Origin of the sequence: Wolbachia endosymbiont (group A) of Barypeithes pellucidus, assembly GCF_964030885.1 — a bacterium.
In the GTDB taxonomy this organism is placed as follows: Bacteria; Pseudomonadota; Alphaproteobacteria; order Rickettsiales; family Anaplasmataceae; genus Wolbachia.
In genome coordinates this window covers 256,272-270,682 of sequence record NZ_OZ034985.1, presented here as the reverse complement: position 1 = coordinate 270,682, position 14,411 = coordinate 256,272, and the positions used below count along the sequence as shown (strand labels likewise).

At 34.5% G+C, this 14,411-nt stretch carries 15 protein-coding genes; 5 read left to right on the top strand and 10 right to left on the bottom strand.

The window, feature by feature from the left end; genetic code table 11:
* Positions 1-68: 68 nt before the first annotated feature.
* The 3 genes from ACQH1X_RS01475 to ACQH1X_RS01465 all read left to right on the top strand — a co-directional run bounded on the left by ACQH1X_RS01475 (position 69) and on the right by ACQH1X_RS01465 (position 2,500).
* Complete coding sequence (locus ACQH1X_RS01475; protein ID WP_425386356.1) at positions 69-1,565, top strand: magnesium transporter MgtE N-terminal domain-containing protein; 1,497 nt, start codon at positions 69-71, stop codon at positions 1,563-1,565.
* Positions 1,566-1,715: 150 nt separating this feature from the next.
* On the top strand, positions 1,716-2,030 hold the full coding sequence (locus tag ACQH1X_RS01470; RefSeq protein ID WP_065094379.1) for a hypothetical protein: 315 nt from the start codon (positions 1,716-1,718) through the stop codon (positions 2,028-2,030).
* 125 nt (positions 2,031-2,155) lie between these two features.
* On the top strand, positions 2,156-2,500 hold the full coding sequence (locus ACQH1X_RS01465) for a hypothetical protein (protein ID WP_425386355.1): 345 nt from the start codon (positions 2,156-2,158) through the stop codon (positions 2,498-2,500).
* A gap of 185 nt (positions 2,501-2,685) precedes the next feature.
* On the opposite strand, the gene ccmE is transcribed toward ACQH1X_RS01465, so the two are convergent.
* The 10 genes from ccmE to ACQH1X_RS01415 form a co-directional block, all read right to left on the bottom strand.
* The gene (gene ccmE / locus ACQH1X_RS01460) at positions 2,686-3,078 is read right to left on the bottom strand and encodes a cytochrome c maturation protein CcmE (RefSeq protein WP_425386354.1); all 393 of its coding nucleotides are present in this window, start codon (positions 3,076-3,078) and stop codon (positions 2,686-2,688) included.
* A complete protein-coding gene (locus ACQH1X_RS01455; RefSeq protein ID WP_182158513.1) occupies positions 3,062-3,199 on the bottom strand; it encodes a CcmD-like small membrane protein in 138 nt (45 codons plus the stop codon). The genes ccmE and ACQH1X_RS01455 overlap by 17 nt, the downstream gene beginning before the upstream one ends.
* Positions 3,196-3,927, bottom strand: coding sequence for a biotin--[acetyl-CoA-carboxylase] ligase (locus ACQH1X_RS01450; protein WP_425386353.1), 732 nt, complete (start codon positions 3,925-3,927; stop codon positions 3,196-3,198). Before ACQH1X_RS01450 ends, ACQH1X_RS01455 begins: the two co-directional genes overlap by 4 nt.
* A gap of 26 nt (positions 3,928-3,953) precedes the next feature.
* Positions 3,954-5,222, bottom strand: coding sequence for a hypothetical protein (locus ACQH1X_RS01445; protein ID WP_425386352.1), 1,269 nt, complete (start codon positions 5,220-5,222; stop codon positions 3,954-3,956).
* Between the two features lie 48 nt (positions 5,223-5,270).
* The gene (locus ACQH1X_RS01440; protein WP_425386351.1) at positions 5,271-6,659 is read right to left on the bottom strand and encodes an NADH-quinone oxidoreductase subunit N; all 1,389 of its coding nucleotides are present in this window, start codon (positions 6,657-6,659) and stop codon (positions 5,271-5,273) included.
* Complete coding sequence (locus tag ACQH1X_RS01435) at positions 6,656-8,098, bottom strand: complex I subunit 4 family protein (RefSeq protein WP_425386350.1); 1,443 nt, start codon at positions 8,096-8,098, stop codon at positions 6,656-6,658. The genes ACQH1X_RS01440 and ACQH1X_RS01435 overlap by 4 nt, the downstream gene beginning before the upstream one ends.
* Before the next feature lie 3 nt (positions 8,099-8,101).
* Positions 8,102-9,958, bottom strand: coding sequence for an NADH-quinone oxidoreductase subunit L (nuoL, locus tag ACQH1X_RS01430; RefSeq protein ID WP_425386349.1), 1,857 nt, complete (start codon positions 9,956-9,958; stop codon positions 8,102-8,104).
* Positions 9,959-9,962: 4 nt separating this feature from the next.
* Positions 9,963-10,271 (bottom strand): NADH-quinone oxidoreductase subunit NuoK, encoded by a 309-nt coding sequence (nuoK, locus tag ACQH1X_RS01425; RefSeq protein WP_019236815.1) that lies wholly within the window; start codon positions 10,269-10,271, stop codon positions 9,963-9,965.
* The gene (locus ACQH1X_RS01420) at positions 10,262-10,849 is read right to left on the bottom strand and encodes an NADH-quinone oxidoreductase subunit J (protein ID WP_425386348.1); all 588 of its coding nucleotides are present in this window, start codon (positions 10,847-10,849) and stop codon (positions 10,262-10,264) included. The genes nuoK and ACQH1X_RS01420 overlap by 10 nt, the downstream gene beginning before the upstream one ends.
* Positions 10,850-10,922: 73 nt before the next feature.
* Positions 10,923-11,669, bottom strand: a complete 747-nt coding sequence (locus tag ACQH1X_RS01415) for a hypothetical protein (protein WP_425386347.1) — start codon at positions 11,667-11,669, stop codon at positions 10,923-10,925.
* Between the two features lie 196 nt (positions 11,670-11,865).
* Here ACQH1X_RS01415 and ACQH1X_RS01410 point away from each other — a divergent pair, with 196 nt between their 5' ends.
* Both ACQH1X_RS01410 and ACQH1X_RS01405 read left to right on the top strand, forming a co-directional pair.
* On the top strand, positions 11,866-12,294 hold the full coding sequence (locus ACQH1X_RS01410; RefSeq protein ID WP_425386346.1) for a WD_0964 family protein: 429 nt from the start codon (positions 11,866-11,868) through the stop codon (positions 12,292-12,294).
* Positions 12,295-12,421: 127 nt separating this feature from the next.
* Complete coding sequence (locus ACQH1X_RS01405; RefSeq protein ID WP_425386345.1) at positions 12,422-14,338, top strand: ATP-dependent helicase; 1,917 nt, start codon at positions 12,422-12,424, stop codon at positions 14,336-14,338.
* Positions 14,339-14,411: the final 73 nt, after the last annotated feature.

Sequence of the window (14,411 nt, the reverse complement as noted above, 5' to 3'; positions counted from 1 at the left end):
ATAAATGTTAGAATACTAACAATGAATTTATTGGTAACACCTATGAGTGGAAAAAACATGTTTTTAAGATGGTGCCTGGAAAAGAGATGCTCATCAACAAGATTAGCCATATATATTGGCCTGACCGGAATACACCTATTAAAAAAGTTGAGCTTGTACCACTGGATGATAAAAACGATATAGCACTAGACTTACTACCTATAAAATTTTGCGGTGGTAATCTTTGCCAAGACCATTTCTCATGCATAGAGGAAGAAAATGAAGGAAGTCTGGCGATCGACCGTCATAAATATGATTCTAACTTAGATCACATAAATAATAAGCATGCATTTGTATATTATGGTAATGATACATTGGCTAAGTTATCAATTGCAACACAGCTTATTAATCCTAAGTCCCTCAATATTTGTGGTAGTATTATCGGATCGAAACAATTGGAATACAAATATGTAACATGGGAAGATTCTGGCAACAGTAAATATTATTTTTCAGACAGGGAAGGAAATATAATAGATTCACCTGACAATAAGGCATTACAAGATATTATATCATACTACTGCGAAAAATATATAAAAGATATACCACTATCTAGTATACAAAAGAGCACACTGTTATCAAGCGTGTTTGCCAAAATCTTTATTCAGGACCTAACAGAAAACCAACTAAAGACCCTTGCAAATACTCTTAGTAACGAGCAACTACAAAAAATAATTCCTGAACTAAATTCAAATCAACTGCAGGTTCTTGCACAGAATTTAACGAATGGACAGCTACAAAAAATAATTCCTGAGTTGAGTTCAAACCAGTTGCAGGCTTTAGCAGAGAACTTAACAGATGAACAACTCCAAGCTTTAGTGGATCATCTAACCGACTACCAATTACAAACTCTCGCTCAGGAACTAAATCCAGAAAAATTACAAATAATTGTTCCTATTTTAAATGATGCTCAGCTTGAAGCTCTAGTTAGAGACTTAAATCCAGAGCAAGTAAAAGAAATTTTACCTCACTTAAAAGTGGATCAGTTCAAAGCACTTATTAAAACTTTAAATGACGAGCAATTTACAGTGCTTGCAAAAGACTTGGCTGAGCACCATTTGACGATACTCTCCAAAGAATTAGAAGGTGATCAGTTAAAAGCTTTAGTAAATAGTCTGCAAGAAGACCAACTGAAAGACTTAGTTAATAAGCTTGATCCTAAGAAACTTGAAGCAATTGCTCAGGATTTAACTGATTCTAATAGGATTCAGATTATCATTAAGTCTTTAGCTGACAACCCAGACAAACTTCAAGCTTTTGCTCGCAATATGTCTAATGAGCGGTTTAAAGAACTTTTGGATAACGTAGGTGCAGAAGAGCTTAAAGACATCATTCACAAGCTGCCTTATGAGAAAGTAACAGCTGTGATTGGTGATCTTGGCAATCAAGATCAGTCTAAAGCTATTATTGATGCATTAAAAGAGAAGTTTGATGAACAAAACAAGAAACAAGAGGAAATGAAAGAAAAACTTGAAGAACTTAAGGAATTGCTGGAAGGTGATGATATAGTTAACCCCCAATCAATTTAGCTATCAACATTCTTTTGTAGTAAATGAAGAGTATTACCTTAACAGTAATGATGCTTATACTGTTCAGGATTACTCCATATCTGTTTAGCAGATTACAGAAGATAATGAATAATATTATTTTTAATATTATTATTTAAGGAGTTAATGAATATGAGTAATTTAACAGAAGATAAAAAATTTAATGTGGAGTTAATTGAGACACCATTAAAAGAGATATCAGGAACTAAAGGGATGGTACAAACTTCGACATTTGTAGGATCAGTCAATTCCATAATAAAACATATCAATAATGTAGTAAGCCAAACCACACAGCACTTATCTACAATAAAGAAGGAAATTGGTGATAAAGATTCAGGTTTAATTGAGAAAATCGATAAATTGAGAGATGAAGTAGATTCATTCACGGATTCTGACATAACAAATCCCAACACCTTTTTTTCTCCAGAGTTAAATCCACTAGGATAGAAAATAGCTAATAATTAGCAAAAATAAGAAAAAGGTAATAGCCCACTGGGCTATTACCTTTTTTCACATACCATTTCAATATAGCTGAATTGATTTTGAAATTATAATTTTTTATAGGAGTTAATATGAGTAATTACAGTATGAAAGAAAGCGAAGACGACTTTGAAGTGAAAAGCGGAATGAGCGGTACTAACCATAGAATAATAAATGACATAGAGGTCAAAATTAAACCTAAATCTTTTGAGAGCGATAAAGAAAAGAATGCACAGGTCAAGTATGTCCACACAATTCTAGATAAACTAATCGCAGATTTAAACGACACATTTGTTCCTAAATTGAATGACGTGTTGAAAGGTCATCAAGATTATATGGATGAATTGTATGATAAAATTGACGAATTAAAAACAGGAGCAACTGGTGGTGATAACATAGATGAATGGGAAGCACCAACTCACTCTGATATCTTGTAGTAGTTAGGAAAGTAACAGCTTACTATAGCTAAAGTAACTTAAGTTTACAACGATTTGATAAACGACAAATTCGTCATCCCGCTGCTTGTTAGCGGGATCTAGAGATACCGCGGCCTGACTTGTACTAGCTATAGCAGGCTGTTACTCTCTCTACATACCGTTTCAATACAGCTGAATCAGGGAATCTATTTTAAAACTTTCGGCATATAATTCTCATCATGTTTTGCAAACACCGTATCTGCAAGAAAGGTACTATTATCAAACATTTTACCTTGCATAACAACACCACTTTTTTCTGAAAACATTGGTGGAAGTATTCCCTGATATTTCACCATAACGCTCTTATTAAAATCTGTCATTTGAAAAATCACTTCACTTTCGTTGCGTATCACGCTATTTTCAACGACCATTCCACCAACACGGATTGGCTTTTGATTATTTGGTAAAACTATTGCCTCACTTACTGTATAGAAAAATGAGATATTTTCTTTGAGCGTTGTTAAAATAAAAAAGACTATGCAGCTTAAAAAGCAGAAAATTCCTGAAGTTATAAGTAATCGCTTATGTTTCTTCTTCATTATTATCTTTCAGGCTTTCTAGAATTTTTTTACTTTTAGTATAGCAAGAAATGGTAAAAATCAGTTCTCCGGTAATCAACGTAAAACTAATAAGGTAAGCAAAAATTACATACGTATTCATAATGCACTGCCAATAAATAACTCACCTGCATCAAAATAAATTAAGCTTCCATCCTTTTGCTGCAACACCAATTTACCACTTTTATCTATATCAGCAAAAATTCCTTCATACAATTTGTCAGCTAACTTTACACTGATTTGCTCGTTCATCTTGAATGCTCTTGTAAGCCACATTTTTCTTATAGCATAAAACCCATCAAATAGCCATTGCTTTCTTAGCTTGTTAAAATTTATTATTAATTTTTTTAACAGATCCATGTTAGACACAGATTCACCGTAATTGCTAATGCACGTTGTTCCTGGAAGTGGTGCATGATTGACATTAATTCCAATTCCTATAATCAGCCAATTCGAATTGGATCTTTTTTCAAGCAATATTCCGCTTATTTTCTTGCCATCGATTAGAATATCATTTGGCCACTTATACTGGAGATTTAGACCATTTATAAATGACAGTATAGTATTTCCAACAGCAAGAGCAGTAACAAAAGTCAATTCTGTTAATTTGCCAATATCTGTGACTTGATTTATCACCAAACTCGCATAGAGATTACCTTCTGGAGAAACCCAACTTTTTCCAGTGCGTCCCCTACCTTCTGTTTGTTTATCGGCAATAATAATAGTTTCATTAGATATCCCTCTCTCAATTAAATCCAACGCTTCTTCGTTAGTGCTTGAAACTTCTTTATAGTGATGAATATGAAAGCCCTCAAATGTTTCAGGAATCATTTTCTTAATTCTATCAAAAAACTCTCTTATCCAGAAAAACTGTTGCTACGGTTAGCAAAACTTGATAATACAGGTGATTTCATATTGCTATATGGAACCATATTATCATTTACGTCATAGGGCATTGCTTTAGGACCGCTGTTAACATTTGTTTCAGTAAGTGGAAATACCCATTTGTAATTAGGAGCTTCCCCTGCATGCTCGGAAAGTCTAGCATGATTTACTTGAAAATTAACGCTATCAAAATTTTTTTTACTTACATCATATAAAAGCTTCTTCTTTGGTTGAAAAGACTGCACTGATGGATTGTCACTTCCTAAACTTGCTTGTAGCCTATCTGGTTCTTGTATTGATGAAAGCATAGAAGAACAATAACTGTTAGAGCAATTATTCATAAGAGATAGCTGTCTTCGATACTCGAGTATATTATGAACATTATTTAGTTCAGAAAAACACCTAACTCCTCCTGACCGTTCTTCTAATTCTTGGGTGATACTAACACTAGGAAGGCTATTGTTGGCAATTATTGAGTCCTCAAAGTCACTGCCCCAGGAAACGTCAATATCTATTGTACTAGCCTGATTAGGTTGTTGCCTTCTTTCATTTAATGCATAACTAAGCCCCAAGGCCAGTTTTGCATTATGTAAAATCTGAGATTGTTGGGGCAAATATATTGGAAGTGACATATTTTCTTGATAAATTTTGATGGAATTACTACCATCTCCCAAATTGTTGTGTGCATCCACAACAATTGACGGCAATTCAGGAAACGATTTGAGTTGATCCATGCTATTTAGAGGCGAGGTGGGTTCTGGATATGGTGGCAACGATTCCTCTGTTTGGTTAGCTTGCTGATCAGCACCATTAACCATAACGTTTTCAGGTTGCGGTGTTTCTGTTTCTTCCACTGGATCATCAACTGGTGGTTGTTGTGGAATAGGAATAACCGACTTTTCAGGCTCTTGCGAGAGCAACGGTGGCGTAGGAGTAGGTGCATCTTTTTCTTGTACTAGACTTTGTCCTTTTTCTTCATTTTTACTTCCTGGTTCGCTACTAACCTTATTAGATTTACCCTTACTGCGTATGGCGGAAATAGTAAATGCTGCTAATGTAATTACTGAAGCTAATGCAGCAACTACAGAAATGGCAAAAATTGCCAGAGGAGCTGTAGAAATTACAATACCAAATTTAATTGCTAAAGCAACATAAGGAAAATATAAAACAGCTACAGCGCTAAATCCACCTAGCAAGAGAGCGGCAATTGAAAATTTCAAAACAGTTTTTCTTTTACTCATTTTTCACCACAAAATATTAATTAATCACTAATTATAAACACTAAGTTGTTAATTTGTCAATGAATTAATCAATGAGTAAAGATCTTCTGCGTACAAGAAAAGAACGAGGTTGATCAGTGAAGCCACTGAAGTGATAATGAATAGACCCTTAGAATAAGCAACCTTATTACCACTAGCTTTATCAAAATACATAACTTTCATGATATTTAAATAATAGTAGCATGATATCACACTCGCTATTACAAGGATCAAAGACAGGCTGATAAAGCCAGAATTTATTAAACTTTTGAATATAAAAAATTTAGCGATAAAACCTGCAAGTGGAGGTATTCCCGACATCGAGAGTAACAGTACAGAAAGATGAAATGCTACAATTGGGTGTTTCTTCCCTATACCAGATAAATTTGCAATATCACAATCGTCATCGTCAATTTGTACGAGATATGAGAATAGTCCTATGCTTGTGATGATATATATCACCAGATACATTAAGGCACTATCTGTTCCTGCTTGTGTAAAAATAGAAAGTGAAGCAAATATAAAACCAATGTGACCAATTGAACTGTAAGCAAGCAGCCTTTTTAAGTTTTGCTGACGCAAGGCCCCAAAAGCTGAGATAAGCACAGACAATGCTGAAACGTATAAGAAAATAGGCTGAACATAACTTTTTACATTTACTAACTCTTCATTCATCAATCGAATTAAAAATGTTACAAGTGCAGCTTTTGGAGCTGTAGAAAAAAACGCAGTTACTATGGTAGGTGCACCTTGATAGACATCTGGAGCCCACATATGAAAAGGAACAATAGCAAGCTTGAAACACAAACCAATTAGAACAAAGACTAACCCAAAGACTGTTCCATAAGTTATTTGATGGTTTTGCAAGAATGAACTTAACTCAGAGAAATTGACTTGTCCTGTATATCCATAAAGCAGCGACATTCCATATAGCATAATGCAGGAAGATAGTGCACTGAGTGTAAAATATTTCACTCCCGCTTCACATGAATAAATCGAATCTTTATTAAAGCTCGCAAGAACATACAAAGATATACTCATCAACTCAAAAGCTAAATAAAAAGAAATCAGACTATTTGCTGAAACTAAAGTTATCATGCCAAATAGCGCAAAAAGAATCAGTATTGAAAATTCATATTTATAGTCATATTTTGATAAATTCAGCATCAAAAGTATTAAAATTCCTGTGCTGAGAATTAACCCTTGGGCTGACCTAATGTATAAATTGAGTTTTAACAACGAATTAAAGAGAAAAATTTCATTGTTTTCTGCCGAAAGAATTAAAATAATCAAAGTTATCACTGTGCAGCCAAGTGCTAATAAGTTGATAGTTCGGCGGTTAAATATAATTCCAAGCAGTAGCAACACTAACGAGGAGATAATAGAGAACGTTTCCGGCAATATCTGTATATAATTCATAGCGCATCATATTTGACTAACAAATTTGCCATACATGGCTTCAAATAATTCAGTGCAAGGGTTGGGTAGAATCCAAGCAAAATAACAAACACTGCAAGCAGAATTAAGACAGAAAATTCTATGCTATCCAAGCGGTTATTTAATAATTTAGAATAGCTAACCCCCCATATTATTTGCTTACATAAATTCAGCATATAAACTGCGCTTAAAATAGTGCCAAGTGCGATAAATCCTGTAAAAAACCCTATGCTCTTAAACATTCCAACCATAGCCAAAAACTCACCTATGAATCCAGATGTTCCAGGTAGCCCTATTGAAGCCATTGAAAATAAAATGAACATAAAACCAAATTTTGGCATTGTGTTTACTATGCCAAAATATTTTGCAATCTCCAAAGTTCCAGTTCGAGTATATAGCATTCCAACACATAAAAATAAAGCAGCAGAAATAAGGCCATGACTAATCATTTGAAATATAGCGCCGAGTACTCCTTCCTCACAAAATGAAAAGAGGCCAGCAGTAACGATCCCCATATGTGCTATTGAAGAATAAGCTATTAACTTCTTTATATCATCTTGAGCAAACGCAACTAGAGAAGCATATATCACAGCAATAATGCTCAGCACAACAACGAAATTTGAAAAATACAAACTTGCCTGAGGAAGCATTGGAATAGAAAACCTTAAAAATCCATATCCCCCCATTTTAATAAGCAAGCCAGCTAAAATCACAGATCCAGAAGTTGGTGATTGCACATGTGCATCAGGAAGCCAAGTGTGAAATGGAAACATCGGTACTTTTATTGCAAAAGAAATAAAAAATGCAATCCACAGCAATGACTGCACTTTAAGATCAAGGCTTGGCACTAATGTAGCTAATTCTTGTATATTAAACGTCCCAAAAATGCTATAGATGTACACCAATCCAAGTAGAAATAATAATGAGCCAGTTAATGTATAAAGAAACAACTTAAACGTCGCATATACCCTTTGCTTCCCTCCCCAGATGCCAATAATAAAGAACATTGGTATTAAAACAGCTTCAAAAAACACATAAAAGCTTATAGCATTCAGTGAAACGAAAAAACCGACTACAACACTCTCAAGCAGTAGAAATAATGCCATATATGGCTTGAGGGTCGTATAACTCATTTTGCAGTTGTAGAGTATACAAATTACAAACAAGAAAGTTGTAAGCAGAAGGAAAAGCAACGATATACCATCTATCCCTATTCCAACATTTCTAATTGGGTAGCTGACAAACTGAAAGTCCGCATCGTTATAATCAAATTCTATACAAGCTACAATGCTAAGCAAAAATGGAAGTACAGCAAAAAATAGGGCAAGGAATCTTAAGTGTATAGATTGATGATTAATCCTGATTAAGGATAAAATCAATGCTCCTATCAGTGGAAGCAAGAATATACTAAGTAACAACACCTTCTATTTAATTCCAACAATATATAAAGCACCGATTATTAGAGTAACAAACATAATAAATGCATAATCAAATATATAACCAGTTTGCAACTTTATAGAACTTTTTGAACATTCATTAACCAACCTTACAACACCATTTGGCCCAAATGAATCAATGGCCTTAACATCAAACTTCCATAGAAGCCTAGACATAAACCTTATCGGTGCAATGATAACAAACTCATACACCTCATCAAAGTACCATTTATTCTGCAAAAACTTAAGTAAAAATTTACTCTTAATTTGCCTAATTACTTGATATTGGTAAATTAGGTATGCAAGTGCTATTCCACTTAGGCTCGCTAAGGTTGGCAGTAGTTTTATAAAGAAATTATGAACTCCATGCTCATCAATCACCATTAAACTTGATTTCCAAAACGCATTACTAGTTATGTTCAAAATATTTGCTCCCCACACTCCAGAAAATACCGAACCAAAAGCAAGTATCAGTAATGGTATAAGCATAATCTTTGGTGCCTCATGTATATTAATTTTACTTTGTTTTTGGCTATGGAACACAAGAAGCAATAACCTCCAAGAGTAAAACGCTGTGAAGAATGCAACAACTAAGCTTATTACAAAAGCAAAGCTATCCGTGCTATAAGCATGTTCAATTATCAAGTCTTTTGAGTAAAAACCTGCAAATGGAAATATTCCAGAAAGTGCAAGAGACCCAATCCACATGAGAGTGTAAGTGCAAGGGATTTTCTTCCAGCAATTTCCCATTTTCTGAATATTTTGCTCATGATGCATTGCATGAATCACATTGCCAGCACCAAGAAATAGTAAAGCTTTAAAAAAAGCGTGTGTCATTAAATGAAAAATAGCAACATTGTAAGCAGAAAGCCCACATGCCATGAACATATAACCAAGTTGACTGCAGGTTGAATAAGCAATTATTTTCTTTATATCGTTCTGAGTAATCGCAACGGTGGCTGCAAAAAAAGCAGTAAGTGCACCAACAATAACTATTAATTCTCGTGCCACATTTGATAACTCAAACAATGGAGAACATTTTGCTATTAAAAATATACCGGCTGTTACCATCGTTGCTGCGTGAATGAGTGCAGAAACAGGGGTTGGCCCTTCCATTGCATCTGGCAACCAAACATGTAAACCAAGCTGTGCAGATTTACCCATACAGCCAATAAAAAGTAATATGCATATTATATGAATTATTTTAAATTCACAGCAGAATGCCCTAATGTTCTGTGCGCCAAGAAGATCAGCTGTGTCAAAAACTTCAGTAAATTTCAAAGAGTGAAATGTATAATAAATGAGAAAGATCCCAATCAATAGTGCAAAGTCTCCTACCCTATTCACAACAAATGCTTTAATTGCTGCATTATTTGCAGAATATTTTTGGAACCAAAATCCTATGAGTAAATAAGAACATAGGCCAACCCCTTCCCAGCCAAAAAAAAGCTGCACGAAATTATCGCTTACAACCAGCACAATCATGCAAAACGTAAACAGCGATAGGTAAGAAAAAAACCTCGACTTCCCTTTATCATGCTCCATATAACCGATAGAATAGAGGTGGACTACTAGTGAAACGGTGGTAATAACAATAAGCATTAAGGATGAGAGAGCATCCACACTAATTGCCCAATTTACTTTTAATACACTTAATGAAAACAAAGGAAATAAAACTAAATGATAGTTTTCAGAGAAGGTGAGAAAAACATACCAAGATAAAACTGCAGATATTCCAATCCCTGCCGTTGTAACTAACTGACTAAAAACATCTTTTTTAAAAAGTGCTGCAAATAGCGAACCAAAGAGTGGCAAAAATACTATTAATTTCAGTATATCCATCATACTTTCATTCTTTCATTAAGTTCGCTTGTTCAACATCTATATTGCCACGGCTTCTATAATATACAACCAATATTGCAAGCCCAACTCCTGACTCTGCTGCCGCAACAGTCAACACAAACATCACAAAAATTTGCCCAACTATATCATTCATAAAGGCAGAAAAAGCAACTAGATTGATGTTAATCGCCAGCAATAATATTTCTATTGACAACAGTATGTTGATTATGCTCTTACGGTTGATGAAAATACCGCATACTCCAATAGTGAACAAAATAGCAGCAACTATCAGAAAATGATTTAATCCTATTTCCATTCTACTCCTTTTCCAAATTTAGCCTTAATCAATTTTACAGATGAAGATTGTGTCAATTGCTTTAATACATTCTGTTTTTTAACTCCTTTTTTCTTGTCCTGCAAAGTAAGAGCAATTGCACCGACAATTGCAACAAGCAGCAGAATACCAGAAAGATGAAAAGCGTACATGTAGTCGGTATACAGCAAATTACCAATAGCTTTCACATTATTGGTATTATAGTTTATAACATTGCTTATATTCGGTGCTGAGCTGCGGATTACAAAGCTGATGACTAGAAAAAACACAACACACAACATAGCACCAAGAGTGCAATGCTTTGCAAAACCCTGGCGCAACCTTATGTAGTCAATATCGAGCATCATAACTGCAAAGAGGAACAACACCGCAACCGCACCGATGTATACTATCAGCACCATCATAGCAATGAATTCAGCTCCAAGGAGAATAAAAAGAACTGCAGAATTAACGAAGGTGAAAATTAAAAATAATACTGCATGCACAGGATTTCTTACACTAATCACACAAACAGCAGATAAAATGCTAAGAATTGCAAAAAAATAAAAGAAAAAAGGCATTGATACTTTAACTGCAACAACAATTACTAATTTAAAGTGACTATCGTAGTAAAGTCAATATTAAATGCCTACCTTATGGATGAACTTGCGATTGTGATTTTAAACATTCGGGAGTAAGTACATTCTTAATTGCAGTACACATACTCATATCAGGATCATTTTGCTTCTCTTCACTTACTTTCTCGCAAAACTTTCCAATACCATAACCCACCAGTGCACCAACTACTGCAGCTGCAATAAACACCACAACAGCAACAATAGCAGGAGCTAAAGTGGCGGCTCCTGCAAGGTATGCTATAGCTGCTCCAATAATTGCACTACCACTTAAAGCACAACAAGTTTTATAGATACTTGTCTTGATCTTCACTTCTGTTTGTGGTTTTGAAGCTTCTTCTATCCGTTCAAGTTTTCTTGCAAGTAAACGTCTACCAATCTCCGTACCATCTGAACTACCACATTTCTCCAAAATCTTCGAAATATATTCTACATAGCTCCCAATAGATTTTATATACCCTCTTAATATGTCTATCTTACCTTCATTGACATATTTTTCAATAGTATCAGGGGTAAGCTCATCAAATATTAGCAAATAGCGGATTTCTGTTTCATTAATTGTTTCAATAAATTGCTCAGAAGGTTTCCCTACACATTCAATATACTTATCTATGATATCGGTATTTTTTTTAGATAACTCTGCAACACCTCGTCCTGATTCATATCTTTTTAATTTATGTTCGTATCTACACAGCAACATGTCCACAACAGCACTTTCCAATTCTTCAAGCGATATTTTTCTTTGCTCATCAGAATTAGTAGGCATATTTTCTCCTATTTACTATACTTAACATACAATAATTTTAACTAATATTTTCACAATTGTCAAATTTAGGCGTCCATTTTTCTCAAAGTTCAAAGTACACAACAAAAACTTTACAGAGTGCAAGTAGTAAAATTCTTGACAACTTTAATTTATTAATACATAATATATGTATATTAATAATCAGCGGTAGCTCAAGATGTACAACATATTTGGTTATTTCAAAAGCAACAATAGTTCTAACGCACAAAGTAGCAGACTAGATGGAGAAAGTTATCAATACACCACAAGAGACTATATGACAATTTACTTTAATAACACACTAGCAAGTTTCAGTAGATCATTGAGAGAATTTAAAGAAAAAGCGTATGGATTTATGTATGATATCGGAACTTGGTTGAAAGAAACATATGAAAATCTCACTGAACGACCTGCAACGCATAATCGCTATACCCCAAAAGAAAAACCCCTTGTTGAAGTTGAAGAAATAGAAATGAAGAAACTAAACCGTACATATAAGCCATTCCAAACTCCACTTATCCACCCAACAAGCAGAAGTTCTGGTGCCAATACCTCAAATCAAGTTGTTGTTACTCGACATACACCTGAAACTACTAAAACAAAATAGATGTAAAACCTACGTTTAAATATGTAGTACTTGAGTGAAGCATTCTTTAACTGTTCTATTCAATAAAACCTTTACAATATTTCAATCATAGGTTTAACTTTACGAAGTTATAATCTATAGGGCTACGATGAACGATTATCTCTCACTGCTAAATCCAGAACAACAATCAGCTGTAACTAACATAGATGGACCAGTTTTGATACTGGCAGGAGCCGGGACGGGAAAAACAAGAACGATTACTTCAAGAATAGCACACATAATTAGGAACGGTCACGCTTATTCTGATGAGATATTAGCAGTTACATTCACAAATAAAGCAGCAAATGAGATGGTATCAAGGGTACTTGAGCTAACTGGCACAAACATACCATGGCTTGGCACTTTCCATGCAATTGCAGCAAAAATTTTGCGCCTGCATGCAGAAATTGTGGGCTTAAACCCCAATTTTACAATCATTGGTGTGGATGACCAATTACAGGTAATAAAAAACGTCATGAATGAAATAAGCCCTGATTACCTATCAGAAAAATGCAAGACCATTATGAATATTATTCAGCAATGGAAAGAGAAGTGCTTATTGCCATCTGAAGTGGAAGATATTCAATCATTTAGGCCAGTATATGTAACTGCACTCAAAGTCTATCACCAGTATCAGGAAAGGTTGAAATTCCTTAATTCTGTCGATTTTGGTGACTTATTGCTATATAACATACAGCTCTTTAATCAAAAGACCGAAGTTCTGTCCTACTACCAAAACAAGTTTAAATATGTTATGGTAGATGAATATCAAGATACAAATGCAATACAATATCTTTGGCTAAAATACCTTGCAAAAGAGCACTCAAATATTTGCTGTGTAGGAGATGATGACCAGTCGATATATAGTTGGCGTGGTGCAGAAGTTGAAAATATTTTAAAGTTCTCCGATGATTTTAAAAATGCAAAAACCTTCAAGTTAGAGTGTAATTATAGATCAACACCCCACATACTTGCAACTGCGTCATATGTTATCAATCACAATAAGACTCGCTTAGAAAAAAAATTGTGGACAACAAACATTGAAGGGGAAAAGGTAAATCTAATAAAATTATGGGACGGAAAAGCTGAAGCAAGGTTCATAAGCGAACAGATATTAAAGCTCAATAAATACAGACTTAGTGACATTGCAGTGCTGGTAAGGGCCACTTTTCAAACTAGAGTTCTCGAAGAGTATTTTATAAAATATTCAATTCCCTACAAGATTATAAGTGGCGTAAAATTCTACGAACGTCAGGAAGTCAGGGATATAATTGCATATTTAAGGCTTGTTACAAACAATAACGATGACTTAGCTTTCGAAAGGATCGTAAATCGGCCAAAAAGAAGCATAGGAGCTACAACTCTAAAGAAAATATACACGACTGCTCAGGATAACAAAATTTCTTTTTTTGAGGCAGCAAAAATATTAGTTAATAGTAATCAAGTAACCGAAAGAATTAAACTCTCACTCAACGATTTTTTAAATAAAATTAAAGCTTGGGAAGAAATAGTAAGCGTAAAACCACTGCATGAATTCATTAAAATCGTAGCAAACCAATCAGGGTATATTGAAATGCTTGAAAATGAGGAGGTAACAGGCTTAGCACGAATAGAAAATGTCAAGGAGCTCATCTCATCTTTAAAGAATTTCGATAATGCCACAACTTTCTTGGAGCACATAAGTTTGGTGATGGAAGTGGATAATATGAATAACGATGACACTGTATATGTTATGACTCTTCATGCAGCCAAAGGACTTGAATTCCCGTGCGTGTTTCTACCTGGTTGGGAAGAGGGATTATTTCCTCATCAAAGATCTTTTGATGATAAAAGTGGTAAAGCTTTAGAAGAAGAAAGGAGACTTGCATATGTTGGCATAACCAGGGCAAAGGAAAAGTTAATCATTTCATGTGCAGATAGGAGAGAAATTAATAATCAGTGGCAACCAATGCGCACTTCTCGATTCATTAAAGAATTGCCAAGAGAAAATGTTGAGGTAATTAAAAGCAACATTGCTTACTGTTGAAGCTATAATTGCAGCCCTTACTACAAACACATCTTGCAAACCTGAATTACTTCAATTATATGTTTCTCCTGGC